This window comes from Streptomyces sp. NPDC044033, assembly GCF_056434425.1.
This window is the reverse complement of sequence record NZ_JBWKFF010000030.1, coordinates 56,443-81,772: the sequence shown is the minus strand read 5'-3', so window position 1 is coordinate 81,772 and position 25,330 is coordinate 56,443. Positions and strand designations below refer to the sequence as shown.

Annotated in this window: 23 protein-coding genes and 4 tRNA genes; 21 read left to right on the top strand and 6 right to left on the bottom strand. The window is 70.0% G+C overall.

Translation table 11 applies throughout. The features are described from left to right. Positions 1–148: 148 nt before the first annotated feature. Positions 149–1,174 (top strand): NAD-dependent epimerase/dehydratase family protein, encoded by a 1,026-nt coding sequence (locus tag AC07AB_RS36040; protein ID WP_478576092.1) that lies wholly within the window; start codon positions 149–151, stop codon positions 1,172–1,174. A 42-nt stretch (positions 1,175–1,216) separates the two neighbouring features. Here AC07AB_RS36040 and AC07AB_RS36035 read toward each other — a convergent pair whose 3' ends face one another. Together AC07AB_RS36035 and AC07AB_RS36030 are read right to left on the bottom strand one after the other, a co-directional pair. Continuing rightward, positions 1,217–1,597 carry a hypothetical protein gene (locus AC07AB_RS36035; RefSeq protein ID WP_478576090.1) on the bottom strand — a complete coding sequence of 127 codons (381 nt, stop codon included), beginning with the start codon at positions 1,595–1,597 and terminating at the stop codon, positions 1,217–1,219. A 363-nt stretch (positions 1,598–1,960) separates the two neighbouring features. Continuing rightward, positions 1,961–2,449, bottom strand: a complete 489-nt coding sequence (locus tag AC07AB_RS36030; protein ID WP_478576089.1) for a YajQ family cyclic di-GMP-binding protein — start codon at positions 2,447–2,449, stop codon at positions 1,961–1,963. Positions 2,450–2,634: 185 nt separating this feature from the next. On the opposite strand from AC07AB_RS36030, the gene AC07AB_RS36025 reads away from it, so the two are divergent. Both AC07AB_RS36025 and thrS read left to right on the top strand, forming a co-directional pair. After that, a tRNA-Tyr gene (locus AC07AB_RS36025) sits at positions 2,635–2,716 on the top strand. A 314-nt stretch (positions 2,717–3,030) separates the two neighbouring features. After that, positions 3,031–4,305, top strand: a complete 1,275-nt coding sequence (gene thrS / locus AC07AB_RS36020) for a threonine--tRNA ligase (RefSeq protein WP_478576087.1) — start codon at positions 3,031–3,033, stop codon at positions 4,303–4,305. 250 nt (positions 4,306–4,555) lie between these two features. On the opposite strand, the gene AC07AB_RS36015 is transcribed toward thrS, so the two are convergent. Continuing rightward, complete coding sequence (locus tag AC07AB_RS36015; RefSeq protein ID WP_478576085.1) at positions 4,556–5,218, bottom strand: NAD(P)H-binding protein; 663 nt, start codon at positions 5,216–5,218, stop codon at positions 4,556–4,558. Between the two features lie 129 nt (positions 5,219–5,347). On the opposite strand from AC07AB_RS36015, the gene AC07AB_RS36010 reads away from it, so the two are divergent. After that, on the top strand, positions 5,348–6,427 hold the full coding sequence (locus AC07AB_RS36010) for a hypothetical protein (RefSeq protein ID WP_478576083.1): 1,080 nt from the start codon (positions 5,348–5,350) through the stop codon (positions 6,425–6,427). Between the two features lie 154 nt (positions 6,428–6,581). Here AC07AB_RS36010 and AC07AB_RS36005 read toward each other — a convergent pair whose 3' ends face one another. Next, the gene (locus tag AC07AB_RS36005) at positions 6,582–7,904 is read right to left on the bottom strand and encodes an amidohydrolase family protein (RefSeq protein ID WP_478576081.1); all 1,323 of its coding nucleotides are present in this window, start codon (positions 7,902–7,904) and stop codon (positions 6,582–6,584) included. Between the two features lie 192 nt (positions 7,905–8,096). On the opposite strand from AC07AB_RS36005, the gene AC07AB_RS36000 reads away from it, so the two are divergent. From AC07AB_RS36000 to AC07AB_RS35965, 8 genes are all read left to right on the top strand, one after another. Then, positions 8,097–8,169: transfer RNA gene (locus AC07AB_RS36000), tRNA-Thr, on the top strand. Between the two features lie 49 nt (positions 8,170–8,218). Then, positions 8,219–8,291, top strand: a tRNA-Met gene (locus tag AC07AB_RS35995). An 84-nt stretch (positions 8,292–8,375) separates the two neighbouring features. After that, entirely contained in the window at positions 8,376–8,540 is a 165-nt protein-coding gene (rpmG, locus tag AC07AB_RS35990; protein ID WP_003948671.1) for a 50S ribosomal protein L33, read from the top strand. Between the two features lie 164 nt (positions 8,541–8,704). Then, a complete protein-coding gene (locus AC07AB_RS35985; protein ID WP_478576080.1) occupies positions 8,705–9,157 on the top strand; it encodes an FAS1-like dehydratase domain-containing protein in 453 nt (150 codons plus the stop codon). Between the two features lie 5 nt (positions 9,158–9,162). Beyond that, positions 9,163–9,597, top strand: coding sequence for a MaoC family dehydratase (locus tag AC07AB_RS35980; protein WP_478576078.1), 435 nt, complete (start codon positions 9,163–9,165; stop codon positions 9,595–9,597). A gap of 95 nt (positions 9,598–9,692) precedes the next feature. Further along, entirely contained in the window at positions 9,693–10,250 is a 558-nt protein-coding gene (locus tag AC07AB_RS35975; RefSeq protein WP_478576076.1) for a TetR/AcrR family transcriptional regulator, read from the top strand. An 80-nt stretch (positions 10,251–10,330) separates the two neighbouring features. Beyond that, on the top strand, positions 10,331–11,788 hold the full coding sequence (locus tag AC07AB_RS35970) for an MFS transporter (protein WP_478576074.1): 1,458 nt from the start codon (positions 10,331–10,333) through the stop codon (positions 11,786–11,788). A gap of 95 nt (positions 11,789–11,883) precedes the next feature. Beyond that, positions 11,884–12,939 (top strand): UDP-N-acetylmuramate dehydrogenase, encoded by a 1,056-nt coding sequence (locus AC07AB_RS35965; RefSeq protein WP_478576073.1) that lies wholly within the window; start codon positions 11,884–11,886, stop codon positions 12,937–12,939. A 445-nt stretch (positions 12,940–13,384) separates the two neighbouring features. On the opposite strand, the gene AC07AB_RS35960 is transcribed toward AC07AB_RS35965, so the two are convergent. Both AC07AB_RS35960 and AC07AB_RS35955 read right to left on the bottom strand, forming a co-directional pair. Next, positions 13,385–14,431 (bottom strand): adenosine deaminase, encoded by a 1,047-nt coding sequence (locus tag AC07AB_RS35960; protein WP_478576071.1) that lies wholly within the window; start codon positions 14,429–14,431, stop codon positions 13,385–13,387. Positions 14,432–14,568: 137 nt separating this feature from the next. Continuing rightward, positions 14,569–15,807 carry a pyridoxal phosphate-dependent aminotransferase gene (locus AC07AB_RS35955; protein WP_478576070.1) on the bottom strand — a complete coding sequence of 413 codons (1,239 nt, stop codon included), beginning with the start codon at positions 15,805–15,807 and terminating at the stop codon, positions 14,569–14,571. A 250-nt stretch (positions 15,808–16,057) separates the two neighbouring features. Here AC07AB_RS35955 and AC07AB_RS35950 point away from each other — a divergent pair. The 9 genes from AC07AB_RS35950 (at position 16,058) to rpoB (ending at position 25,282) form a co-directional block, all read left to right on the top strand. Further along, positions 16,058–16,130 (top strand) — tRNA-Trp (locus tag AC07AB_RS35950). A gap of 108 nt (positions 16,131–16,238) precedes the next feature. After that, positions 16,239–16,529, top strand: coding sequence for a preprotein translocase subunit SecE (gene secE / locus AC07AB_RS35945; protein ID WP_363134873.1), 291 nt, complete (start codon positions 16,239–16,241; stop codon positions 16,527–16,529). A gap of 78 nt (positions 16,530–16,607) precedes the next feature. Then, on the top strand, positions 16,608–17,498 hold the full coding sequence (nusG, locus tag AC07AB_RS35940) for a transcription termination/antitermination protein NusG (protein WP_478576068.1): 891 nt from the start codon (positions 16,608–16,610) through the stop codon (positions 17,496–17,498). A 192-nt stretch (positions 17,499–17,690) separates the two neighbouring features. Beyond that, on the top strand, positions 17,691–18,125 hold the full coding sequence (gene rplK / locus AC07AB_RS35935) for a 50S ribosomal protein L11 (protein WP_478576066.1): 435 nt from the start codon (positions 17,691–17,693) through the stop codon (positions 18,123–18,125). 77 nt (positions 18,126–18,202) lie between these two features. After that, entirely contained in the window at positions 18,203–18,925 is a 723-nt protein-coding gene (gene rplA / locus AC07AB_RS35930; RefSeq protein ID WP_478576065.1) for a 50S ribosomal protein L1, read from the top strand. 150 nt (positions 18,926–19,075) lie between these two features. Further along, positions 19,076–19,918 carry an SCO4651 family lipoprotein gene (locus tag AC07AB_RS35925; RefSeq protein WP_478576063.1) on the top strand — a complete coding sequence of 281 codons (843 nt, stop codon included), beginning with the start codon at positions 19,076–19,078 and terminating at the stop codon, positions 19,916–19,918. A 283-nt stretch (positions 19,919–20,201) separates the two neighbouring features. Beyond that, on the top strand, positions 20,202–20,762 hold the full coding sequence (gene rplJ / locus AC07AB_RS35920; protein WP_478576061.1) for a 50S ribosomal protein L10: 561 nt from the start codon (positions 20,202–20,204) through the stop codon (positions 20,760–20,762). Positions 20,763–20,867: 105 nt separating this feature from the next. After that, positions 20,868–21,251 carry a 50S ribosomal protein L7/L12 gene (gene rplL, locus AC07AB_RS35915; protein WP_478576059.1) on the top strand — a complete coding sequence of 128 codons (384 nt, stop codon included), beginning with the start codon at positions 20,868–20,870 and terminating at the stop codon, positions 21,249–21,251. 548 nt (positions 21,252–21,799) lie between these two features. After that, positions 21,800–25,282 (top strand): DNA-directed RNA polymerase subunit beta, encoded by a 3,483-nt coding sequence (rpoB, locus tag AC07AB_RS35910; RefSeq protein ID WP_478576058.1) that lies wholly within the window; start codon positions 21,800–21,802, stop codon positions 25,280–25,282. The last annotated feature ends 48 nt before the right edge of the window (positions 25,283–25,330 follow it).

Sequence of the window (25,330 nt, the reverse complement as noted above, 5' to 3'; positions counted from 1 at the left end):
CCAGGGCGACCTCCCCCCTCCCCCCGCCCACACCCCAAAAAAAGAACACAACCCCCCCCCCCCCCCCCCCCCCCCCCCCCCCCCCCTTTCCCCCCCCCCCCCCCCCCCCCCCCCCGCCGCCCGACCACCCAGGAGAGACGAGGGAGACATGCAGCAGTTCCGGACCCCGACACCCGCCACGCCCGGCGCCGGTGCCGGCCGCGGCCTCCTGATCACCGGCGCGCACGGCTTCATCGGCCACCGCGTGGCCGAGGCGGCCCTGTCCGTGCCCGGCCTGCGTGTACGGCTGCTCACGAGACGCCCGTCCGGTACCCGCGACGGGGCGGAGCACTGGCGCGCCGACCTCGCGGATCCGGCCACTCTGCGCGGGGCCTGCGAGGGCGTCGACACCGTCATTCACTGCGCCTCGCGGATCGGCGCCGGTGCGGCGGAGAGCCAACAGGTCAACGCCCGGGGCACGGAGGCGCTGGTGGGGGAGGCGGTCCGGGCGGGCGTGGGACGCATCGTCTGCCTGAGTACGGCCGCGGTGCACGGCCGCGGCCCGTTCTCACGAGCGGACACCACGCGGCTGCCCATCGCCCCGGCCTCGGCCACCAGCCGCAGCCGTGCCGACGCCGAACGCGCCGTCCTCGCCGCGGGCGGCACCGTACTCCGCCCGCACCTCGTGTACGGCGCGGGGGACCGCTGGGTCGTCCCCGCCCTGCTGAGCGTGTACACCGCGCTGCGCGCCCGGGTGGCGGGGGGCCGCGTACAGCAGTCCGCCATCCACGCCGACGCCCTGGCCGGTGCCATCCTCGCCACCGCCCTGGCCCCCCGCCCGATACCGGGCGCCTTCGCGGTCAACCACCCCGACCCGGTCTCCGGCGCGGAACTGACCGACGCCCTCGCCACACACCTGGGCCTGCCGGCCGCGCGTACGGACCTCGACTACGAGCAGGCGCGGGAACGCCTGGCCGACTCCCCGAAGGACCTCCACGCCCTGTCCCTCTTCGGCGTCGACCACTGGTTCGACAGCTCCCGCATCTGGCGGGAGCTCGGCCTCGCCCCGGGCCCGGGCTTCGCCGCGTCCTTCGCGTCCTCGTCCCCCTGGTACCGCGCCCACCTCGACCTGCCGGGAACCCCGCCGACCGCCCCGACCGCCCCGACCGGCCGAAGCCGGGCGACGACGGCGTAGGGCGGAGGCGGAGGAGCGGGATCGACGGCGGAATTCTCCGCCTCAACCAGTCACCAGGGGCACCACGACGGCCGCGATGGCAGACGCGAGCCCGCCTACCGTGATGAACGCGCCGAACTTCTCCTTGGCTGTGGGGAAGACCGCCCTGGAGAAATCCCCGGCCTTGCTGCGCAGGACGATCATCTTCATCTTCTGCCAACGGTGTTGACGAAGGCCGCACCCCATCAAGATCCCCATGGCGTTGCGCCGGCAGTACGTGCCGTTGCGATTCACCGCTCCGCACCACACAGGAAACTGGAAGCCGGCGTATGCCACGACCGCCAGAGACAGAAACACGATGACCGCGGGCGCGGCTCCGCTTCCCCAGGCCGCGATCAGGAAAGCCGCCGCCAAATAGCCCCAGTACGTCCAAATCCCCCTCATAGCAGGGACGCTACCGTTGGTCAGCTTTGATGTACAGAGCGTGAAGGGGGCGGGTGGGTGCGCGGTATCGGCTTATGGCGGCGCTTGCCCTGTATCTCTCGCGCTCCTATGCGGCACTGCCGGACGGGCGACGGGCGACGGGCGACGGGCGACGGGCGACGGGCCGAGGGGGCGAGGGGGCGTCAAGGCGCTGCGGAAGTGGCCCGCTCGCGCCGAGCCGTCGCTCGCGTTCGGACATCCGCGCGCCGGTGGCCGGGGCGAGGGGGCGCGGCGAGGGCTGCCGCCGAGGTCGTCCTCGGTGACGTGCCCCCTCGCGCCCCGCTCGCCCGGCCTGGCAGCGCCCGCGCGGATCGGTTCAGGTGATCAGCGGTAGTTCACGAACTGGATCGCGAAGTCCAGGTCCGTGCCCTTGAGCAGCTGCTGGACGGTCTGGAGGTCGTCCCGGCTCTTCGAGGTCACCCGCAGTTCGTCGCCCTGCACCTGCGCCTTGACGCCCTTGGGGCCCTCGTCGCGGATGATCTTGGCGACCTTCTTCGCGTTCTCCTGCGTGATCCCCTCCTCGACCGAGGCGGAGATCCGGTACTCCTTGCCGGACGCCTGCGGCTCGCCCGCGTCCAGCGTCTTCAGCGAAATGCCCCGCTTGACCAGCTTGGTCTCGAAGATATCGAGGACCGCCTTCACCCGCTCCTCGGAGTTGGCGCGCATCTCGATCTTCTCGCCGGACCAGTCGATCGAAGCGCCGACGCCCTTGAAGTCGTAGCGCTGCGAGATCTCCTTCGCCGCCTGGTTGAGGGCGTTGTCGACCTCCTGCCGCTCGACCTTCGAGACGATGTCGAAACTGGAGTCGGCCATATTGAGTTGGCTCCTCGTACGTAGATCCATCAGGGGTTACGGCCCACGGGCCGCTCTGCCAGCCTAGTCACCCGCACCCGATCCGGCGGCGTCGAATCGAGTGGCGGACCACCCCTGGTCATCGGGTATGGTTTACGTCGTTGCCACAGAGCGCCGCCAAGCGGCGGTCACGGGCAGCAATCCTTGGCGGTGTGCCCGAGTGGCCAAAGGGAGCAGACTGTAAATCTGCCGGCTCAGCCTACCCAGGTTCGAACCCTGGCGCCGCCACAGGCAAAGAAGCGGTCTCTGTTCTGCGTTTTCGCAGGGCAGGGGCCGTTTTTGCGTTGTGTTCCAGTGGCGCGACGAGCCTGGACGGCGTGGCGTGGCGTGGCGTGGCATGGCGTGACGCGGGCAACGGGCCTGTTTTCCATCGCCGCCGCCCCCTGCGAAATATTGCCGCGCGGATATCGACCGGCCCTGTTAACTTTTCTGCCATGAAGCGCGCTGCGATGAGCATGACGACGACGCCGGAGAGTGTCCCGGCGCGCTGATATCTGTCTTACGACCGAAGCCCCGGGGCGAGTGCCCCGGGGCTTCGCCGTGTGGTCACCCGCCTCGCGACCCGCACTGTCCGCGAGGAGACCGCCATGCACGACCACCGCAAGCTCGGCCGCGAGCTCGGGCTGTTCGATACCGACCCGCTGATCGGCTCGGGGCTGCCCTACTGGCTGCCGGACGGGGCGGCCGTACGGCACGCCCTGGAGGAGTACGTACGCGGCGCCGAGCGCCGGGCGGGGTACCGGCACGTGTACTCGCCCGTACTCGGCAAACGGGACCTCTACGAGATCTCCGGGCACTGGTCGCACTACAGCGAGGACATGTTCCCGCCCATGGACCTCGGCGGCGAGCAGGTCGTCCTGCGGCCCAGCCTCTGCCCGCACCACGCGCTGATCTTCCGCTCCCGGCCCCACAGCTACCGCGAGCTGCCCCTGCGGATGGCCGAGCTGGGCGGCATGTACCGCTCCGAGCCGTCCGGGGTGCTCGGCGGGCTGACCCGGGTACGGGCCATCCAGCTCAATGACGCGCACATCTTCTGCACCCTGGACCAGGCCGCCGACGAGGCGCGCGCCGCCCTGGAGCTGATTCGGCGCGCGTACGGGGCCCTCGGCATCCGCCCCGCCCGCTACCGGCTCTCCCTGCCGGGGCCGGGCGGGAAGTACGTCGCCGACCCCGCCATGTGGGAGCGCGCCACCGCCCTGCTGACCGAGGTCCTCGACGGTTCCGGTGCGGCGTACGAGGCGGAGGAAGGTGAGGCGGCGTTCTACGGGCCGAAGATCGACGTACAGGTCACCGACGCCGCCGGCCGCGAGGCCACCTTGTCCACCGTCCAGATCGACTTCCACCAGCCGGAGCGGTTCGATCTCCACTACATCGGCCCGGACGGTGCCAGGCACCGGCCCGTCATGGTCCACCGGAGCGTCATCGGCAGCGTGGAACGGGCCGTGGCCCAGCTCATCGAGGTGCACGGCGGCGCGTTCCCCGGCTGGCTCGCCCCCACCCAGCTCGTGGCCCTTCCCGTCGGCGAAGCCGAACTGCCGCACGCCGAACGGCTCGTACGGCGCTGCGTCGAGCAAGGGCTGCGGGCCGAGGTCTCCGGGCCGGAGCACGGAACCCTGGGCGCCCGTATCCGGGCCGCCCGCCTCGTGCCGTACCAGGCGGTGATCGGCGCGCGGGAAGCCGCCGACGACCGGGTCGCGCTGCGGCTGCGGGACGGCCGCCGGCTGGACCCGCTGCCCGCCACCGAAGCCCTGGCCCGTATCGGCGCGCTCCTCGGCTCGTACAGCACCGACCTGTGGGACGCGCCACCCCTCTCGTGAACCGCGCCGGGCGCTGGGAGCCGCCGCCGGGTGTCCGCCGTGGGTCCCGCCCACGGCGGACACCGCCCCCGACAGCTCACGCCCGCTGTTGACTTCGCCGTACCGCCGCCCCGGACCGCGGCGCGGCGAAGCCGCCCGGTGGAGAGGAGGGCGCGACCGGGCGGATCGAGCACCGCGCGGAGGGCAGGGCCGTGGCGGGGCGGCGTGCGGGCCGGGCGGAGAGGCCCGGTACGCCCCGGCCCCCGCCCGGTCAGCCCCCGGCCACCGCCTCGACCGCCTCCGCCACCGGGGTGTCGCCCCCGATCAGCTCCAGCGTGCGCCCCGCCGTGGCCGGGGCGTACAGCAGCGCGGCCAGGGTCGCCGCCACGTCGTCGCGGGTGACGTCGGAGCGGCCGGTGGATTCGGCGAGGGTCACCAGGCCGGTGCCCGCGTCGTCCGTCAGCCGGCCCGGCCGCAGGACGGTCCAGTCGAGGCCGAAGCGGGCCCGTACGTCGTCGTCCGCGGCGCCCTTGGCGCGGAGGTAGGAGGCGAAGACGGGGTCGGTGCCGGGCGGCGGGCTGTCGGAGGCGCCCATGGAGGAGACGATCAGGAAGCGGCGTACGCCCGCGCGCTCGGCGGCGTCGGCGAAGAGGGTGGCCGCGCCGCGGTCCACGGTGTCCTTGCGGTCCGCGCCGCTGCCCGGGCCCGCGCCCGCCGCGAAGACGGCGGCGTCCGCGCCCTCCAGATGCCGGGTGACGTCCTCGACGGACGCCGACTCCAGGTCGCAGACGACCGGCTCCGCGCCCGCGGCGAGCAGGTCCCCCGCCTGTTCGGGTCTGCGGATGATGCCCGCGACCTCGTCCCCTCGCTCGGCGAGCAGCCGCTCAAGCCGGAGTGCGATCTGACCATGTCCACCAGCGATGACAATGCGCATAATTCCGACCGTACGCCGTGCAACCTTCTCCGCCACTCAAGAGTCACCTCTGGTGATCATCAACGTGGGGTCGAAAACCGCCCCGCGGCAGATACGAGGGAGTTCGTCATCACCGGCATACGCAAGACCATGTCCGCCGTCGGCTGCGTCGCAGCCCTTACCGCCGGCGCCGTCGCCTGCGGTACGGAGCAGAACCTGTCCCCCGAGAAGCAGCTGTCGAACGCCTTCGACTCGCTGGGCAAGCAGCACTCGCTCTCGGTGGAGATGGGCCTCGACGCCGCCCCGGACCAGCTGGTCGCGATGTCCAAGGGCAGCGACGAACCGATTCCGCCGGCCATGGCCAAGGCGATGTCGAAACTGAAGGTCACCTTCTCCGCGGAGTCGAAGAAGGCCCTGGAGGACACGGAGCAGGAGGATGTCACCGGTTCCCTGATGAAGATCTCGGGCGCCGAGGGCGATCTGGTGGAAGGCCGCTTCATCGGCGACACGGTGTACTACCGCGTCGATGTGAAGGCCATGGCGAAGATGACGGGTTCGCCGGCGCCGACCAAGGAGGAGATGCACGCGACGCTCCCCAAAGGTCTCGAATTCGCCGACAAGATCCTCGACGGCGAGTGGGTCAAGGTCGACACCAAGGCGATGAAGAAGGCCGCCGAGAAGCAGTCGAAGGCCAAGGGCGGCAAGAAGCCCTCCGCCGAGCCCACGCTCAGCGAGAAGACGCAGAAGAAGATCCTTGACGAGATCAAGGGCGTCGTGAACCACGAGGTCGCGGTCAAGGACGGCGGCAAGCGCGACGGCGCCGACCACGTGATCGCCACCGCGCCGTTCCGTACGCTCATCAAGAGCGTCTTCGACAAGCTGCGGCCGTTCGCCGACGAGATCTCGCCCGGCACCGGAATGCCCAAGGAAGAGGACTTCAAGGAGATCCCGGACGCCAAGGTCTCCGTCGATTTCGCCCTCAAGAACGGCAAGCTCTCCGCCGCCTCCATGGACCTCGCGCCCCTCGCGGAGAAGACGAAGGTCAAGGGCGAGGTGCCGCTGAAGATGACGTTCGGCGACGGCGGTGAGAAGGTCACCGCTCCCGAGAACGCCACGGCGGTCGACGCCGAGAAGATGATCGCCGGAATCGCTTCCGCGGCAGCGGGAGCCCGCGGCGCCACGGGCCACGGCGGGGTCAACGGGGCCAACAGCTCCCTGTACGGGGGCTGACAGCCCTGAGCGAGGGGCCGGCTTCTCCGGGGAGGCCGGCCCCTTTTCGTAGCAGCGTTTCAGCTTTCGTAAAAGGGTCCGGCTTCCGCGGAAGAGCTCAGCTTTCGCGGAAGAGTTCAGCTTTCGTCCAAGGGCCCGGCCGCCCCGCCCTCCGTCACGACATCCGGCCTCCGCCCCCGCCCCCGCCTCCGCCCCCGCGCGCCGACTGACGCGGCAGGTCGAGGGCGATCACCGCGGCCGAGTCGCAGTACTCCCGCACCGCGCTCGTACGGGCCACCACCCGCCCCCGGTGCACCACTGTGCGGCTGTACGCGAGGGAGAGGACCTCCGCGACGCTCTCGCCGCGTACGGCCAGCAGCTCCGCAGGGAACCCCGCCTCCACCCGCACCTGCGGGAGCCCCAGCACGGCCCGCGCCGCCGTGCTGACCGCCTCGTACGCCTCCCGCGGCCGCAGCTCACCGCGCGACGCCAGCAGATAGGCGGCCTCCAGCGGATCGCCGCGCCCCACGGGGTTGGCCGCGTCCCGCAGCGCGCCGCTCCCGGCGGCCACCGCGACGCCGGCCGCGCGCAGCAGCCGCACCGGTGCGCACCGCGAGACGCGCGCCTCGCGCTGCTCCAGCGCGCAGCAGTCGCCCTGGGGCAGGCAGACGACGCTGACGCCCGCCGCCGCCAGCTGCTCGGCGGCCCGTACGGCCAGGTCGTGCGGCAGCCGGGCGAGGCCGCCGCACGGGCCCAGGGTGACGCCGGGCCGGAGCCGGCCGGCCATCGCCGCGAGCCGGGCCAGCCGCGCCGGGTCGTCACCGTCCGTGTGCAGATCCACGGCGCAGCCGTGCTCGGCGGCGATCTCCAGGACGGCCTCGGTGTAGCCGGTCGGGTCGGGGTCGAGGTCCGGGCAGCCGCCGATCACGGACGCGCCCATCTTCACGGCGTCCCGCAGTATGGCGAGGCCGTCCGCCCCGGCGGCGCCGGTCAGCAGCCGGGGGACGGCGACGGCGGTGAGGTCGGTGAGCCCGCGCAGCGCCCGGCGGGCCTGGAGCACGGCTTCGAGCGAACGCAGCCCCTGTACGTCGCCGATCCGCACATGGCTGCGGAGCGCCGTGGCACCGTGGCCGAGGTGCAGGAGGGCGGCCTCGGTGGTGCGGCGCTGGACGTCTTCGAGGGTGTGCGGGGCGGGGCCCTCGGCGTCCGCTTCGGCCGTGAGGGCGGTGTCGGTGTGCGCGTGCGGCTCGGCGGGGGCGGGCAGCAGCAGGTAGCCGTTGAGGTCGACGCGGGTGCCGGGGGCGAGGCTGCCGGGGGTGCCGACGGCCTCGATGGTCCCGCCGCTCAGCCGTACGTCCACGGTGCGGCCGTCGGCGAGCCGGGCGCCGCACAGGACGAGGGCCGTCCAGTCGGGGGCGGTGGGCCCGGCGGGGGCGTCGGCGCCTCCGGCAGCCTCGCCGTCGGGGTTCGTGGGGGGCTGCGACTGGCTGTCGGGCATCGCGCTCCTCGAAGGGCCGGGGCGTGCAAGATCACGCAGCGTGGTCCGAGCCTAGGGCGCGGCGGGGGCCGCTTCGAGCAGGCGACGAATAGTCGTACCGGTGTGGTTCGAGGGGTGGTTGGGGCAAGTGACGACAGGGGACAGATACGGATTTCACGTTCGGCGGCCGAGCGTGTAATGTCTTCATCGCTCGCCCCAATAGCTCAGTCGGCAGAGCGTCTCCATGGTAAGGAGAAGGTCTACGGTTCGATTCCGTATTGGGGCTCTGGTGTGAGAAGTACCTCGCCTTCGGGCGGGGATACCTCTCGCATCTCAGCGGTGTAGCTCAGTCGGTAGAGCAAGCGGCTCATAATCGCTGTGTCACCGGTTCAAGTCCGGTCACCGCTACACACAGTAGCCGATTGTGGGGTCGGTCCTCCGGTCGGCTACTCTTTTATGCGTTAACCCTTCCATCCGTCAAGGAGCACTCACGTGGCTGCCACCGACGTCCGCCCGAAGATCACGCTGGCCTGCGTGGAGTGCAAGGAGCGGAACTACATCACCAAGAAGAACCGGCGCAACAACCCGGACCGTCTTGAAATGAAGAAGCACTGCCCGCGTTGCAACGCGCACACCGCGCACCGCGAAACGCGGTAAAAAAGGCTCGTTTGCGAGGCCGTCCCCATTTTTTGGGGGCGGCCTCGCGGCGTTGGTATGTGCCCGGGACGCCTGCCCGAGCTATCCGTGCCTGTCCGAGATACCTGTACGCGCCTGTGGTACCTGTACCCATCCGCACGCAAACAACAGGAGGTACCGAGCCGATGGCGCTCGACCAGTCCTTCGTCGGACGGACCTACCCGCCCACCGCGCCGTACGAGGTCGGCCGGGAGAAGATCCGCGAGTTCGCCGAGGCGGTCGGCGACGCCAACCCGGCGTACGTCGACGCCGAGGCCGCGCGGGCCCTCGGCCACCCCGATGTGATCGCCCCGCCGACCTTTGTCTTCGCGATCACCTTCAAGGCCGCCGGGCAGGTCATCGAGGACCCTCAGCTGGGCCTGGACTACAGCCGGGTGGTGCACGGCGACCAGAAGTTCGCCTACACCCGGCCGGTACGGGCGGGCGACCTGCTCACCGTCGTCTCGACCATCGAGTCGGTCAAGTCGCTGGCCGGCAACGACGTCCTGTCCGTGCGCGGCGAGGTGCGCGACGCGGACGGCGAGCACGTGGTGACCGCGCACACGATGCTGGTGGCGCGCGCCGCCGAGGGGGAGTGACGCAGATGACAGCGAAGGTCTCGTACGACGCCGTCGAGGTCGGCGCCGAACTCCCGGCGCAGTCCTTCCCGGTGACCCGCGCCACACTCGTGCGGTACGCGGGCGCCTCCGGCGACTTCAACCCGATCCACTGGAACGAGAAGTTCGCCAAGGAGGTCGGGCTGCCGGACGTCATCGCGCACGGCATGTTCACCATGGCCGAGGCGGTCCGCGTGGTCACCGACTGGACCGGCGACCCGGCGGCGGTCGTCGAGTACGGCGTGCGGTTCACCAAGCCCGTCGTGGTCGCCGACGACGGCGAGGGGGCGGTCATCGAGGTCGCCGCCAAGGTCGCGGCCAAGCTCGACGACGAGGCCCGTACGGTCCGGGTCGACCTCACCGCGATGAGCGCGGGTCAGAAGGTGCTGGGCATGGCCCGCGCGGTGGTCCGGCTCGCCTGAGCGGTACGAGCGGCAGCGGAGGTAAGGGGCGCCCGCCCACTGCGGGCGCCCCTTACCTCTTGACCTGGTTAGTGATTGGACACTAACTTACTCGCATGGTCAGGATGAGTGCGGAGGAGCGGCGCGAGAGCGTCATCCGCGCGGCGATGACCGAATTCGCGCGCGGCGGCTACAAGGGCACCTCCACCGAGGTCATCGCCAAGCGCGTCGGCGTCTCGCAGCCGTATCTCTTCCGCCTCTTCCCGAACAAGCAGGCCATCTTCCTGGCCGCCGCCGACCGCTGCCTCCAGGAGAACATCGAGGTCTTCAGGGCGGCGTCCGAGGGGCTGGAGGGGGACGAGGCGCTGCGCTCCATGGGGGCGGCGTACCAGGACCTCATCGCCAGCGACCCGGACAAGCTGCTCCTGCAGATGCAGATGTACGTGGCGGTGGCGTCGGCCGAGGCCGCCGGCGACCGCGAGTTCGGCGACTCGCTGCGGGCCGGCTGGCAGGAGCTGTGGGACACGATCCATCTGGCCATCGGGGCGGATGCGAACGCGACGACGTCGTTCCTGGCGCAGGGGATGCTCATCAACGTCCTCGTGTCGCTGGGCTTCCCGCCCGGGCACCGCCTGTGGGCGGGCGTCAACGACACGTCCCCCTGCGGGCCATGACGCCGGCCGGCGTCATGGGATGGCGCGCTTTTCTGTGTCCACGAAAATTAGTAATCAATAACTAACCAACTGGGGGAGAAATGAACCGTCCACCGGACCCGACCCGGAGCAGCCGCTCCACCGTCGTCTGGGCCCTGATCATCACCAGCGCCGCCGGCTTCATGGCGGCCCTCGACAACCTCGTCGTCACCACCGCCCTGCCCTCCATCCGCGAGGACCTCGGCGGCGAGCTGGCCGACCTCGAATGGACCGTCAGCGCCTACACCCTCACCTTCGCCGTCCTGCTGATGTCCGGCGCCGCGCTCGGCGACCGCTTCGGCCGCCGCCGGCTCTTCATCGCCGGAACCGCCCTGTTCACCGCCGCCTCCGCCGCCGCGGCCCTCGCCCCCGGCATCGACGGCCTGATCGCCGCCCGCGCCGTGCAGGGCGTCGGCGCCGCGGTCATGATGCCGCTCACGCTGACCCTGCTCACCGCTGCCGTGCCCGCCGCCCGCCGCGGCATGGCGTACGGCATCTGGGGCGCGGTCAACGGGCTCGCCGTCGCCTCCGGCCCGCTCATCGGCGGCGCCCTGACCGAACACATCTCCTGGCAGTGGATCTTCTGGCTGAACGTCCCGATCGGCCTCGCCCTGCTCCCCCTCGCCCGGCTGCGCCTGAAGGAGAGCCACCGCCCGGACGCCCGGCTCGACCTCCCCGGCACCGCGCTCGCCAGCTTCGGCCTGTTCGGCGTCGTCTACGCCCTGGTCCGCGCCAACCCGGACGGCTGGACCAGCGGCCCCGTCCTCACCGGGCTGATAGCGGGCGCGGCGCTGCTCGTCGCCTTCGTCGCGTACGAACTGCGCGCCGCCCACCCCATGCTCCCCATGCGGCTCTTCCGCAGCCGGGGCTTCTCGGCGATCAACGCGGCCAGCCTGCTGATGTTCGTGGGGATGTTCGGCTCGATCTTCCTGCTCAGCCAGTTCCTCCAGAACGTCCTCGGCTACTCGCCCACCGAGGCCGGGCTGCGCATGCTCCCGTGGACCGGCATGCCGATGATCGTCGCGCCCATCGCCGGCTACCTCTCCGACCGCATCGGCGGACGCCCCGTCGTCGCGGTGGGCCTCGCGTTCCAGGCGCTGGGCCTCGCCCTGTTCGCCCTGGTGCTCAGCCCCGACATCTCGTACGCGCAGCAGCTCCCGAGCCTCATCGTCAGCGGCATCGGCATGGGGATGTACTTCGCCCCCGCCGCCAACCTGGCGATGTCCACCGTCCGTCCCAGCGAGCAGGGCATCGCCTCGGGGGCCAACAACGCGATGCGCGAGGTGGGAGGCGCGCTCGGCGTGGCCGTGCTCGCCACGGTCTTCTCCTCCCAGGGCGGCTACGAGAGCGCCACACGGTTCGTGGACGGGCTGGCCCCAGCCCTGTGGGTGGGCGCCGCGGCCGTCGCGCTGGCGGCCGGGGCGGCGGCCCTGATACCCGCCCGCCGCCGCATGGACCAGGAGCCGGACGGACCGGACGGACAGGCCCCGGCTGAGCGGAAGTCCCCGGTCGCCGTCTGAGCCCGCTCGTACCGCTCGTACGGCTCGTACCGCCGCGGGCCCGGCCGGCCACCACCGATCGGGGCCCGCGGCGGCGCCCCCGTACCCTTGGGCGCGTGCAGGAACTCCACGACGCCCCCCTCGCCCCACTGACCACCTTCCGGCTCGGCGGCCCCGCGACCCGCCTGATCACCGCCGTCACCGACGACGAGGTCGTCGCCGCCGTACGGGAGGCCGACGCCGCCGGCACCCCGCTGCTCGTCATCGGCGGCGGCAGCAACCTGGTCATCTCGGACAAGGGGTTCGAGGGCACCGCCCTGCGCGTCGCCACGGCCGGCCGCACGCTGGACGGCGCCCGCCTGGAGCTGGCCGCGGGCGAGAACTGGTCCGACGCCGTGGCCCACGCCGTCGAGGCCGGGCTGGCCGGCGTCGAGTGCCTGGCGGGCATCCCCGGCTCCGCCGGCGCGACCCCGATCCAGAACGTCGGCGCGTACGGCCAGGACGTCTCCGCCACCATCACCGAGGTCGTCGCCTACGACCGGCGTGCGGGTGAGGTCGTGACCGTCCCCAACGCCGAGTGCGGCTTCTCCTACCGCCACAGCCGCTTCAAGGAGGACCCCACGCGCTATGTGGTGCTGCGCGTGCGGTTCGAACTGGAGGACGCGGGCGGGCTGTCCGCGCCCATCAAGTACGCGGAGACGGCCCGGGCCCTCGGCGTCGAACCCGGCGACCGGGTACCCGCCGCCACCGCCCGTACGGCCGTGCTCGCCCTGCGCGCGGGCAAGGGCATGGTGCTGGACCCCGACGACCACGACACCTGGTCGGCCGGGTCCTTCTTCACCAACCCGGTCCTCACCGAGGCCGAGCACGCCGCCTTCCTCACCCGCGTCGCCGAGCGCCTCGGCCCGGACGTCGCCGCGCCGGCCTTCCCGGGGGAGGACGGACGGGTGAAGACGTCCGCCGCCTGGCTCATCGACCGGGCGGGCTTCACCAAGGGCTACGGGACGGGCCCGGCCCGCATCTCCACCAAGCACACGTTGGCGCTCACCAATCGGGGGGCGGCCCGTACGGAGGACCTGCTGGCGCTGGCCCGTGAGGTGCGGGACGGGGTGCGGGAGGCGTTCGGGGTGACGCTGGTCAATGAGCCGGTGACGGTAGGCGTTCGCCTCTGACCGGCCACCGGGCTCAGCTTTGTCTACAGGGCTCTGCCCCGGGCCCCGGTCCTCAAGCGCCGGACGGGCTGGTTGGGCTGGGGCTTGTGTTGTCCTCAAGCGCCGGACGGGCTGGTTGGGCTGGGGCTTGTGTTGTCCTCAAGCGCCGGACGGGCTGGTTGGGCTCGGGCCTCGTGTTGTCCTCAAGCGCCGGACGGGCTGATCGGCCCGGTCCCGTGTTGTTCTCAGGTGCCGGACGGGCTGGATGGGCTCGGCCCTGTGTCGTCCTCAAGCGCCGGACCGGCTTGATCGGCCCGGCCCCGCGTTGTTCTCAGGCGCTGGATGGGCTCGATGGGCTGGGCCCTGTGGTGTTCTCAGGCGCCGGACGGGCTTGATCGGCCCGGACCCGTGTTGTCCTCAGACGCCGGACGGGCTGGATGTCGTCAGGAGGCGGACAGGCCCGGTCTCACGTCGTCGTCAGCCACTCGTCGATTTCCTTCAAGAGGTCCGTCCGGAGGGGTTCCGGGGCGGCTGAGGCGCGTACCGACTGGCGGGCCAGTTCTGCCAGTTCGGGGTCGGTGAAGGCGTGGTACTCGCGGGCCAGTTCGTACTGGGCGGCCAGGCGGGCGCCGAAGAGGAGGGGGTCGTCGGCGCCCAGGGCCATCGGGACGCCGGCCTCGAACAGGGTCCGCAGGGGGACGTCCTCCTGCTTCTCGTAGACGCCCAGGGCCACGTTGGAGGCCGGGCACACCTCGCACGTCACCCCGCGGTCGGCGAGCCGGCGCAGCAGGCGGGGGTCCTCGGCCGCTCGTACGCCGTGGCCGACCCGGGCCGCGTGCAGGTCGTCCAGGCAGTCGCGGACGCTGCTCGGCCCCGACAGCTCGCCGCCGTGCGGCGCGGCGAGCAGGCCGCCGTCGCGGGCGATGGCGAAGGCGCGGTCGAAGTCGCGCGCGAGACCGCGGCGTTCGTCGTTGGAGAGGCCGAAGCCGACCACGCCCCGGTCGGCGTAGCGCACCGCGAGCCGGGCGAGGGTACGGGCGTCCAGCGGGTGCTTCATCCGGTTCGCGGCGACCAGGACGCGGATCCCGACGCCGGTCTCCCGCGACGCGGTCTCCGCCGCGTCGAGGATGATCTCCAGCGCGGGGATGAGGCCGCCCAGCCGGGGCGCGTACGAGGTGGGGTCGACCTGGATCTCCAGCCACCGGGAGCCGTCGCGCACGTCCTCCTCGGCGGCCTCGCGCACCAGCCGGCGGATGTCGTCGGGGGAGCGCAGGCAGGACCGCGCGATGTCGTACAGCCGCTGGAAGCGGAACCAGCCGCGCTCGTCCGTCGCCCGCAGGCTCGGGGGCTCGCCGCCGCGCAGCGCCTCGGGCAGGTGCACGCCGTACTTGTCGGCCAGTTCGAGCAGGGTCGACGGGCGCATCGACCCCGTGAAGTGCAGATGCAGATGGGCCTTCGGCAGCAGGCGCAGATCACGGCGGGCGGCTTCGCCACGGGCTCGAACACTCTCCATTTGAAGATCTTGCCGCACCTGCCCGCCCGCCGGTAGGGGCTTTGCGCGAATAAGACCCTGAACGAGCGGCGGCCCGAAAGCGAATACGGGTCCCCGGCCGGTGGCCGGGGACCCGTACGGAGGGGTGCGCGGGGCCGTCAGGCCACGGCCTCCGCCAGCAGCTTCTGGAGCCGCGAGACGCCCTCGACGAGGTCGTCGTCGCCGAGCGCGTACGACAGGCGCAGATAGCCGGGCGTGCCGAACGCCTCGCCCGGCACCACCGCGACCTCCGCCTCGTCCAGGATCAGCGCCGCCAGCTCCACCGAGGTGGCCGGGCGCTTGCCGCGGATCTCCTTGCCGAGCAGCGACTTCACCGAGGGGTACGCGTAGAACGCGCCCTCCGGCTCCGGGCACTCGACGCCGTCGATCTCGTTGAGCATCCGCACGATGGTGCGCCGGCGGCGGTCGAACGCCTCGCGCATCTTCGCGACGGCCTCCAGGTCACCGGAGACGGCGGCCAGCGCCGCGACCTGCGCCACGTTGGAGACGTTGGAGGTGGCGTGCGACTGGAGGTTGGTCGCGGCCTTCACCACGTCCTTCGGGCCGATGACCCAGCCCACCCGCCAGCCGGTCATCGCGTACGTCTTGGCGACACCGTTGACGACGATGCACTTGTCCGCCAGCTCCGGGACGACCACGGGCAGGGAGGAGAACTCCGCGTCGCCGTAGACCAGGTGCTCGTAGATCTCGTCGGTGAGCACCCACAGGCCGTGCTCGGCGGCCCAGCGGCCGACCTCCTCGACCTGCGCCCGGGTGTAGACCGCGCCGGTGGGGTTCGAGGGGGAGACGAAGAGCAGCACCTTGGTGCGCTCCGTACGGGCCGCCTCCAACTGCTCCACGGAGACGCGGTAACCGGTCGTCTCGTCGGCGACGACCGGCACCGGGACGCCGCCCGCGAGCCGGATCGACTCCGGGTAGGTGGTCCAGTACGGGGCCGGCACGACGACCTCGTCGCCCGGGTCGAGGATGGCGGCGAACGCCTGGTAGATGGCCTGCTTCCCGCCGTTGGTCACCAGTACCTGGTCCGCCCCGACCTCGTAGCCGGAGTCGCGCAGCGTCTTCGCGGCGATCGCGGCCTTGAGCTCGGGGAGGCCGCCGGCGGGGGTGTAGCGGTGGTACTTCGGGTTGCGGCAGGCTTCCACGGCGGCCTCGACGATGTAGTCGGGCGTGGGGAAGTCCGGCTCGCCGGCGCCGAAGCCGATCACCGGGCGCCCGGCGGCCTTGAGGGCCTTCGCCTTGGCGTCGACGGCGAGCGTCGCGGACTCGGAGATCGACCCGACGCGGGCCGACACCCGACGGTCGGTGGGGGACTGTGCGGGAGGAGTAGCAGCGGTCATGCATGCATCGTCCCAGACCCGCCATGGGCCGGGCACGTGAGTTCCGTAACGGCCGCGGGCCCCGCGATCACGCGCCGCGGGGCCGGTCCGGGTACGGAACCCGGGAGCGCTTCGGAGGGCGGACCGGACGTTCCTGTTCGACGTCAGTCCCTCCAGCACGTACACTCAGGCGTCGTTGGCCCCTCATCGGCGGCCCGTCTGCGCGCACTTAGTGCGTTCGGCCGGATGCGGTACGTTGGGGGAACCACAAAGGGTCGTAGCTCAATTGGTAGAGCACTGGTCTCCAAAACCAGCGGTTGGGGGTTCAAGTCCCTCCGGCCCTGCTACACGCATCTTCACCATGATGCGTGCATGCGTACGTAGTGAATTGCACCGCCGTGCGGCTCAACCGGGCGCGGCACGGACACGACCCGGATTCAGGTGAGGACGTAGTGACGGAAGCCCTTGGCTCCACCGCGACGCCTGAGAGCGGTCGTCCCGAGGACGAGGTGGCGGCCAAGAAGGCACGCCGCGGCGGCAAGCGCGGGAAGAAGGGCCCCTTCGGCCGCCTCGCGCTCTTCTACCGCCAGATCGTCGCTGAGCTCCGCAAGGTCGTCTGGCCCAGTCGGAACCAGCTCTCTACTTACACCTCTGTGGTGATCGTCTTCGTTGTCATCGTCATCGGCCTGGTGACCGTGATTGACTATGGGTTCAACAACGCCGTCAAGTACGTCTTCGGCTGAGCCCGCGTCGGGTGATGGCATATCGAAGCGTCACCCTTCGCATGTTCCACCCCTTGAAGCCAGGAAGAAGCAGCCACAGTGTCTGACCCGAACCTGAACGACGCCGCCGAGCCGGTCGAGGCGGCGGCGGCCGACGTGGACGCGCCGGCTGCCGCGGACGAGGTCGGCGACGACACCGAGCTGCAGATCGTCGAGAACGCCGACGGCGCCGACGAGCTGGACGCCGAGGAAGCCGCGGCCGGTGAGCCCGCCGAGGAGGCCGCCCTCCACATCGAGGGCGACGCCGAGGCCGTGGCCGAGGTCGCCGAGGACGAGGCCGCCGACGCCGAGGTCGCCGCGGAGCAGGAGGACGTCGACCCGATCGAGGCCCTGCGCCAGGAGCTGCGCACCCTGCCCGGCGAGTGGTACGTCATCCACACCTACGCGGGCTACGAGAACCGCGTGAAGACCAACCTCGAACAGCGCGCCGTCTCGCTGAACGTCGAGGACTACATCTTCCAGGCCGAGGTGCCGCAGGAAGAGGTCGTCCAGATCAAGAACGGCGACCGCCGCACCGTCCGCCAGAACAAGCTCCCCGGCTACGTGCTGGTGCGCATGGACCTGACGAACGAGTCCTGGGGCGTCGTCCGCAACACGCCGGGCGTCACCGGCTTCGTCGGCAACGCCTACGACCCGTACCCGCTGACCCTCGACGAGATCGTCAAGATGCTCGCCCCGGAGGCCGAGGAGAAGGCCGCCCGCGAGGCCGCCGAGGCCGAGGGCAAGCCCGCGCCGTCCCGCAAGGTCGAGGTCCAGGTGCTGGACTTCGAGGTGGGCGACTCGGTCACCGTCACCGACGGTCCGTTCGCGACGCTCCAGGCGACCATCAACGAGATCAACGCCGACTCGAAGAAGGTCAAGGGCCTCGTCGAGATCTTCGGCCGCGAGACCCCGGTCGAGCTCAGCTTCGACCAGATCCAGAAGAACTGACGCTCTTCCGGACCACCGGCTTCCGAACAGGTCAGATCAGCTCTCGCGGGGGGTTTCTCCCGCTGATGGGAGAGGGTCTGACCTGCTCGGTTTTTAGCCGCACGGCTATACCCGTTATCGTTGTGCGGTATGCCTCCATCCGGATGACCGGAATCGGAGGCGAAACACCTCTCACTAGGACCCGGAGAGAGCATGCCTCCCAAGAAGAAGAAGGTCACGGGGCTGATCAAGCTCCAGATCTCGGCCGGTGCGGCCAACCCGGCTCCGCCGGTCGGCCCCGCGCTGGGCCAGCACGGCGTCAACATCATGGAGTTCTGCAAGGCCTACAACGCCGCGACCGAGTCGCAGCGTGGCATGGTCGTGCCGGTGGAGATCACGGTCTACGAAGACCGCTCCTTCACCTTCATCACCAAGACTCCGCCGGCCGCCAAGCTGATCCTCAAGGCCGCGGGTGTGGACAAGGGCTCCGGCGAGCCGCACAAGACCAAGGTCGCCAAGATCTCCCGCGACCAGGTCCGCGACATCGCCACCGCCAAGATGCCCGACCTGAACGCCAACGACCTGGACGCCGCCGAGAAGATCATCGCCGGCACCGCCCGTTCCATGGGCATCACGGTCGAGGGCTGATCACCCCCGTAGCACCCCGTGGAAGGGCCACGCGCTGGTCCGTACCACGACTCCACACTCAGCACTGAGGAGAAGCAGTGAAGCGCAGCAAGACTCTCCGCGGCGCGGACGCCAAGGTCGACGCGGAGCGCCTGTACGCCCCGCTCGAAGCCGTCCGTCTCGCCAAGGACACCTCTGCGACCAAGTTCGACGCGACCGTCGAGGTCGCCATGCGTCTGGGCGTCGACCCGCGCAAGGCCGACCAGATGGTCCGCGGCACCGTGAACCTGCCGCACGGCACCGGTAAGACCGCCCGGGTCCTGGTCTTCGCGACCGGCGACCGTGCTGCGGCCGCGGAAGCCGCCGGAGCCGACATCGTCGGCTCCGACGAACTGATCGACGAGGTCGCGAAGGGCCGTCTGGACTTCGACGCCGTCGTCGCCACCCCGGACCTCATGGGCAAGGTCGGCCGCCTCGGCCGCGTGCTCGGTCCGCGTGGTCTGATGCCGAACCCGAAGACCGGCACGGTCACCCCGGACGTGGTGAAGGCTGTCACGGACATCAAGGGCGGCAAGATCGAGTTCCGCGTCGACAAGCACTCGAACCTGCACTTCATCATCGGCAAGGTGTCGTTCGACGAGACCAAGCTGGTCGAGAACTACGCCGCCGCGCTTGAGGAGATCAACCGCCTCAAGCCGTCCGCCGCGAAGGGCCGCTACATCAAGAAGGCGGTCCTGACCACCACGATGGGCCCCGGCATCCCGCTGGACGGCAACCGCACCCGCAACCTCCTCGTCGAGGAGGACCCGGCCGCGGTCTGAGCCCTGACGGTGCTCTGAGCAGCTGAAAAGGCCCTCCGTCTCCTCTTCGTGAGGAGGCGGAGGGCCTTTTCGCATATCCGCTCGATGCTCGCCCTGTACTCACAGTAAGGTCACGTGGACCACACAGAAATGACACAGGGATTCACGTACATGAGCGAGAGCAAGGCGAGCAAGGCTGTCCGGATGCGGGTCGGTGCCGCCGCGGTGGGCACCGTACTGCTCGTGGGGGGCCTCACGGCCTGCGGCGGGGACGACTCCAAGGACGCCAAGGGGGCGTCTTCGGGCAAGGGCGCGGAGAGCAAGCCGTCCCAGGCCCCGAGCCCGGCGGAGGTCCTCAAGGCCGCCTACCGCAAGACCGCGGGCGCGAAGTTCGCGAAGGTCGCGGTGAAGAGCACCGACGCGGACGGCAAGGCGAGCGGCATGACGGGCGTCCAGGGGTGGTACCCGGCCAGCCACGACGTGACGCTGAAGGGCGCCGACGGGCCGACGCACTCCGTGATGATCGGCCCCATCTACTACGCCGACGGGGGCGCGAAGGGGGTCGGCGTGGCCAAGAAGCGCTGGACGAAGATGGACGTCGGCGCGGGCAAACTCAACGAGGACCCCGCCGAGTCCCTCGCTACGCTGCTGGACGCGGAGAACATCAAACACGTGGGCGCGGAGCAGCTGGACGGCGCCGCCGCCGAGCACTACAAGGCCACCCTCACCAACGAGCAGGCGCTCAAGGCCGACCAGAAGAGCAAGGTCCTCACCGACGCGCAGCGCCAGGAGCTCGTCAAGATGCTGAAGAAGGTGGCCTTCAAGACCTCCGTCTTCGACGTGTGGATCGGCAAGGACGGCTATCCGGTCCGGATCGACGCGGTGCGGACGGGTAGCAAGGGCACGGAGAAGACCTCCGCCCGCTTCTCCGATTTCGGCACCGCCCCGGCCGTGAAGGCGCCGCCCGCCGACCAGGTCGCCGACCTCGACGATGTGCTGAACGGCAAGGGCTGAGCCGCCCACCGGGCCGATTTGCTTGCGGGCCGCCCGTTCGCGTACCTTTGCGAAGAAGCCAAAGACCGCTGGTCGTCGCTGTGCCTCCGTAGGGGGCGTGGTGGCCGAAGGATTCCGCTAGCTGCGGGCGACCTGCGCAGGTGTTGAGGTCGAACTCCCGCTGTGACCGCGAGGTCAGTGCGGTCGAGTCACGCCCCGCGCGCCTGCGCCGGGGCGTTTCGTTTTGCCCAGGTCCCTTCTCGCGTCTATGCGGTCCGAATCACCCGGAAGGAGGCCGAGGCTCATGGCGAGGCCCGACAAGGCTGCCGCGGTTGCAGAGCTGACGGACCAGTTCCGCAGCTCCAGCGCCGCAGTGCTGACCGAGTACCGCGGTCTCACCGTGGCACAGCTCAAGGAGCTGCGCCGTTCGCTCGGTGAGAACGCCCAGTACGCCGTGGTGAAGAACACGCTGACCAAGATCGCGGCCAACGAGGCCGGGATCACCTCGCTCGACGACCTGTTCACCGGTCCGACGGCGGTCGCCTTCGTCTCCGGTGACCCGGTGACGTCGGCGAAGGGTCTCCGTGACTTCGCCAAGGAGAACCCCAACCTCATCATCAAGGGCGGTGTCCTCGACGGTGAGGCACTGTCCGCCGATGAGTTCAAGAAGCTCGCGGACCTTGAGTCCCGCGAGGTGCTGCTCGCCAAGCTGGCCGGTGGCATGAAGGCGTCCATGGCCAAGGCCGCGGCGACCTTCCAGGCCCCGCTCACGAAGTTCGTCCGCACCACGGACGCCCTTCGCAGCAAGGTCGAGCAGGGCGGTGCCGGTACGCCGGCTCCCGCCGAGGCCGAGGCCGCCGAGTAGTCGAGCCCCGCGCTCGTACCACTCGCGTCCGTCACGGTCGCAGCGGGCCCGTACGCCCGCCGAAATGTACATCCGGCACCCGCCGATTAGTGGAAGGACGCCATCATGGCGAAGCTCACCCAGGAAGAGCTGCTGGCGCAGTTCGAAGACATGACTCTCCTTGAGCTCTCCGGCTTTGTGAAGCTCTTCGAGGAGAAGTTCGACGTCGAGGCCGCCGCCCCGGTCGCCGTCGCCGCCGCCGGCGGTGCCGCCGGCGCCGTCGAGGCCGTCGAGGAGCAGGACGAGTTCGACGTCGTCCTCACCGGCGCCGGCGAGAAGAAGATCCAGGTCATCAAGGTCGTGCGTGAGCTGACCTCGCTGGGTCTGAAGGAGGCCAAGGACCTCGTCGACGGCACTCCGAAGCCGGTCCTGGAGAAGGTCGCGAAGGACGTCGCCGAGAAGGCTGCCGACTCCCTCAAGGCCGCCGGCGCCTCCGTCGAGGTCAAGTGACCCGCGGAGTCTGCTGACTCCTGTCTGAATCTCAAGGGCGATCACCCATGTGGGTGGTCGCCCTTGGGCGTTCCCGCCCGGGCTGCGTTGCCTGCGCGGCCAGGGCGAGTATGGTGATCTTCGTGTTGACCCGCAGGGCGCCTCGTGACGATCGCAACGGGACGGGGGGCCTTGACGAACGGCACACAGCGCGCAATTCTCAGGACGCATCGCTACATCGGTCCGAGGTCCGAGGCATGGATCGAAGGCGAAGCGGGAAGCCTTGCGGCAGGCGTTGAAGAACGCACAGCAGAACAACGAGGGGGAGACCCCTCCCGGAGGGAGAGGGTGGCGCTGCCGGTCTCCGGAAACCTGGGCTGGACATCAGTGTGGCTAGTGGCTACACTGACCCTTTGCGCTGCCTGTTAGCTGCTCCCTGCCCGTCACCAGGGGCATACCCACTGTCGAGCACCGCTGATCGAACATCCCTGATCTGGGATTTCCCTCAGCATGCACAGAGTGGGACCGGTACGCGCGTAGTGAGTCCGAGCCCTCGGAAGGACCCCCTCTTGGCCGCCTCGCGCAACGCCTCGACTGCCAATACGAACAACGGCGCCAGCACCGCCCCGCTGCGCATCTCATTTGCAAAGATCAAAGAGCCCCTTGAGGTTCCGAACCTCCTTGCGCTGCAGACCGAGAGCTTCGATTGGCTGCTCGGCAACGCCGCATGGAAGGGTCGTGTCGAGGCTGCGCTGGACAGTGGTCAGGATGTCCCCACGAAGTCCGGTCTGGAGGAGATCTTCGAGGAGATCTCTCCGATCGAGGACTTCTCCGGGTCGATGTCGCTGACCTTCCGCGACCACCGCTTCGAGCCTCCCAAGAACTCCATCGACGAGTGCAAGGACCGCGACTTCACGTACGCGGCCCCGCTCTTCGTCACCGCCGAGTTCACCAACAACGAGACCGGCGAGATCAAGTCCCAGACGGTCTTCATGGGCGACTTCCCGCTCATGACCAACAAGGGCACCTTCTGCATCAACGGCACCGAGCGTGTCGTCGTGTCGCAGCTGGTCCGCTCGCCGGGCGTCTACTTCGACTCCTCCATCGACAAGACGTCCGACAAGGACATCTTCTCGGCCAAGGTCATTCCGTCCCGCGGTGCCTGGCTGGAGCTGGAGATCGACAAGCGCGACATGGTCGGTGTCCGCATCGACCGCAAGCGCAAGCAGTCCGTCACCGTTCTCCTGAAGGCTCTCGGTTGGACGACCGAGCAGATCCTGGAGGAGTTCGGCGAGTACGAGTCGATGCGCGCCACCCTGGAGAAGGACCACACCCAGGGCCAGGACGACGCGCTGCTCGACATCTACCGCAAGCTGCGTCCGGGCGAGCCGCCGACGCGCGAGGCCGCGCAGACGCTGCTGGAGAACCTCTACTTCAACCCGAAGCGCTACGACCTCGCGAAGGTCGGCCGCTACAAGGTGAACAAGAAGCTCGGCGCGGACCAGCCGCTGGACGCCGGCGTGCTCACCACCGACGACGTCATCGCGACCATCAAGTACCTGGTCAAGCTGCACGCCGGCGAGGTCGAGACGCTCGGTGAGAACGGCACCTCGATCGTCGTCGAGACCGACGACATCGACCACTTCGGCAACCGTCGTCTGCGCAACGTCGGCGAGCTCATCCAGAACCAGGTCCGCACGGGTCTGGCTCGTATGGAGCGCGTCGTCCGCGAGCGGATGACCACGCAGGACGTCGAGGCGATCACGCCGCAGACCCTGATCAACATCCGGCCGGTCGTCGCCTCCATCAAGGAGTTCTTCGGCACCAGCCAGCTGTCCCAGTTCATGGACCAGACCAACCCGCTGTCGGGTCTGACCCACAAGCGCCGCCTGTCGGCGCTGGGCCCGGGTGGTCTGAGCCGTGAGCGCGCGGGCTTCGAGGTTCGTGACGTGCACCCCTCGCACTACGGCCGCATGTGCCCGATCGAGACGCCCGAAGGCCCGAACATCGGTCTGATCGGCTCCCTCGCCTCGTACGGCCGGGTCAACGCGTTCGGCTTCGTCGAGACCCCGTACCGCAAGGTCACCGAGGGTGTCGTCACCGACCAGGTGGACTTCCTCACCGCCGACGAGGAGGACCGCTTCGTCATCGCGCAGGCGAACGCCCCGCTGACGGAGGAGAACACCTACGCCGAGGACCGCGTCCTCGTCCGCCGTCGTGGCGGCGAGATCGACTACGTCCCCGGCAACGACATCGACTACATGGACGTCTCGCCGCGCCAGATGGTGTCGGTCGCGACGGCCATGATCCCCTTCCTTGAGCACGACGACGCCAACCGCGCGCTCATGGGATCGAACATGATGCGCCAGGCCGTGCCGCTCATCAAGGCGGAGGCCCCGCTGGTCGGCACCGGCATGGAGTACCGCTGCGCGGTCGACGCCGGCGACGTCATCAAGGCCGAGAAGGACGGTGTGGTCCAGGAGGTCTCCGCGGACTACGTCACCGTCGCCAACGACGACGGCACGTACAACACGTACCGGGTCGCGAAGTTCTCCCGCTCGAACCAGGGCACGTCCTTCAACCAGAAGGTCGTCGTGGACGAGGGCGCCCGAGTGGTCACCGGTCAGGTGCTCGCCGACGGCCCGTCCACGGACGAGGGCGAGATGGCGCTCGGCAAGAACCTCCTCGTGGCGTTCATGCCCTGGGAGGGCCACAACTACGAGGACGCGATCATCCTGTCGCAGCGCCTCGTCCAGGACGACGTCCTCTCCTCGATCCACATCGAGGAGCACGAGGTCGACGCCCGTGACACCAAGCTCGGCCCGGAGGAGATCACCCGGGACATCCCGAACGTCTCCGAGGAGGTCCTGGCGGACCTCGACGAGCGCGGCATCATCCGCATCGGCGCCGAGGTCGTGGCGGGCGACATCCTGGTCGGCAAGGTCACGCCCAAGGGCGAGACGGAGCTGACCCCGGAGGAGCGCCTGCTCCGCGCGATCTTCGGCGAGAAGGCGCGCGAGGTGCGCGACACCTCGCTGAAGGTGCCGCACGGCGAGATCGGCAAGGTCATCGGCGTCCGCGTCTTCGACCGCGAGGAGGGCGACGAGCTGCCCCCCGGCGTGAACCAGCTGGTCCGCGTCTACGTCGCCCAGAAGCGCAAGATCACCGACGGTGACAAGCTCGCCGGCCGCCACGGCAACAAGGGCGTCATCTCCAAGATCCTGCCGGTCGAGGACATGCCGTTCCTGGAGGACGGCACCGCGGTCGACATCATCCTGAACCCCCTCGGCGTGCCGTCCCGAATGAACCCGGGACAGGTCCTCGAAATCCACCTGGGCTGGCTCGCCAGCCGGGGCTGGAAGGTCGAGGGCAGCGAGGAGTGGATGCAGCGCCTCCAGACCATCGGCGCCGACGAGGTCGCGCCCGGCACCAACGTCGCGACCCCGGTCTTCGACGGTGCCCGCGAGGACGAGATCGCCGGTCTCTTCGAGGCCACGATCCCCAACCGCGACGGCGAGCGCATGGTGCTCCCGTCCGGCAAGGCCCGGATGTTCGACGGCCGCTCCGGCGAGCCGTTCCCGGACCCGATCTCGGTCGGGTACATGTACATCCTCAAGCTGCACCACCTGGTCGACGACAAGCTGCACGCCCGGTCGACCGGCCCGTACTCGATGATCACCCAGCAGCCGCTGGGTGGTAAGGCCCAGTTCGGTGGCCAGCGCTTCGGTGAGATGGAGGTGTGGGCGCTGGAGGCATACGGCGCCGCGTACGCCCTCCAGGAACTGCTGACCATCAAGTCCGACGACGTGACCGGCCGCGTGAAGGTCTACGAGGCCATCGTCAAGGGCGAGAACATCCCTGAGCCCGGCATCCCCGAGTCCTTCAAGGTGCTCATCAAGGAGATGCAGTCCCTCTGCCTCAACGTGGAGGTGCTGTCCTCGGACGGCATGTCCATCGAGATGCGCGACACCGACGAGGACGTCTTCCGCGCGGCGGAGGAGCTCGGCATCGACCTGTCCCGGCGCGAGCCGAGCAGCGTCGAAGAGGTCTGACGGGTCTGGCCGGGGCTCCCCTCCAGGAGCCCCGGCCGTCCCAGGACC

Coding starts and splice junctions, on each gene's coding strand:
- AC07AB_RS36010 (WP_478576083.1), top strand. CDS start 5,348: ATGTCCGCCGTCGGCTGCGTCGCAGCCCTTACCGCCGGCGCCGTCGCC.
- AC07AB_RS35980 (WP_478576078.1), top strand. CDS start 9,163: ATGACAGCGAAGGTCTCGTACGACGCCGTCGAGGTCGGCGCCGAACTC.
- AC07AB_RS35960 (WP_478576071.1), bottom strand. CDS start 14,431: ATGGAGAGTGTTCGAGCCCGTGGCGAAGCCGCCCGCCGTGATCTGCGC.
- rplL (WP_478576059.1), top strand. CDS start 20,868: ATGGCGAAGCTCACCCAGGAAGAGCTGCTGGCGCAGTTCGAAGACATG.
- AC07AB_RS35955 (WP_478576070.1), bottom strand. CDS start 15,807: ATGACCGCTGCTACTCCTCCCGCACAGTCCCCCACCGACCGTCGGGTG.
- AC07AB_RS36040 (WP_478576092.1), top strand. CDS start 149: ATGCAGCAGTTCCGGACCCCGACACCCGCCACGCCCGGCGCCGGTGCC.
- AC07AB_RS36035 (WP_478576090.1), bottom strand. CDS start 1,597: ATGAGGGGGATTTGGACGTACTGGGGCTATTTGGCGGCGGCTTTCCTG.
- rplK (WP_478576066.1), top strand. CDS start 17,691: ATGCCTCCCAAGAAGAAGAAGGTCACGGGGCTGATCAAGCTCCAGATC.
- rplJ (WP_478576061.1), top strand. CDS start 20,202: ATGGCGAGGCCCGACAAGGCTGCCGCGGTTGCAGAGCTGACGGACCAG.
- AC07AB_RS35970 (WP_478576074.1), top strand. CDS start 10,331: ATGAACCGTCCACCGGACCCGACCCGGAGCAGCCGCTCCACCGTCGTC.
- AC07AB_RS35985 (WP_478576080.1), top strand. CDS start 8,705: ATGGCGCTCGACCAGTCCTTCGTCGGACGGACCTACCCGCCCACCGCG.
- AC07AB_RS36005 (WP_478576081.1), bottom strand. CDS start 7,904: ATGCCCGACAGCCAGTCGCAGCCCCCCACGAACCCCGACGGCGAGGCT.
- AC07AB_RS36030 (WP_478576089.1), bottom strand. CDS start 2,449: ATGGCCGACTCCAGTTTCGACATCGTCTCGAAGGTCGAGCGGCAGGAG.
- AC07AB_RS36015 (WP_478576085.1), bottom strand. CDS start 5,218: ATGCGCATTGTCATCGCTGGTGGACATGGTCAGATCGCACTCCGGCTT.
- AC07AB_RS35975 (WP_478576076.1), top strand. CDS start 9,693: ATGGTCAGGATGAGTGCGGAGGAGCGGCGCGAGAGCGTCATCCGCGCG.
- AC07AB_RS35925 (WP_478576063.1), top strand. CDS start 19,076: ATGAGCGAGAGCAAGGCGAGCAAGGCTGTCCGGATGCGGGTCGGTGCC.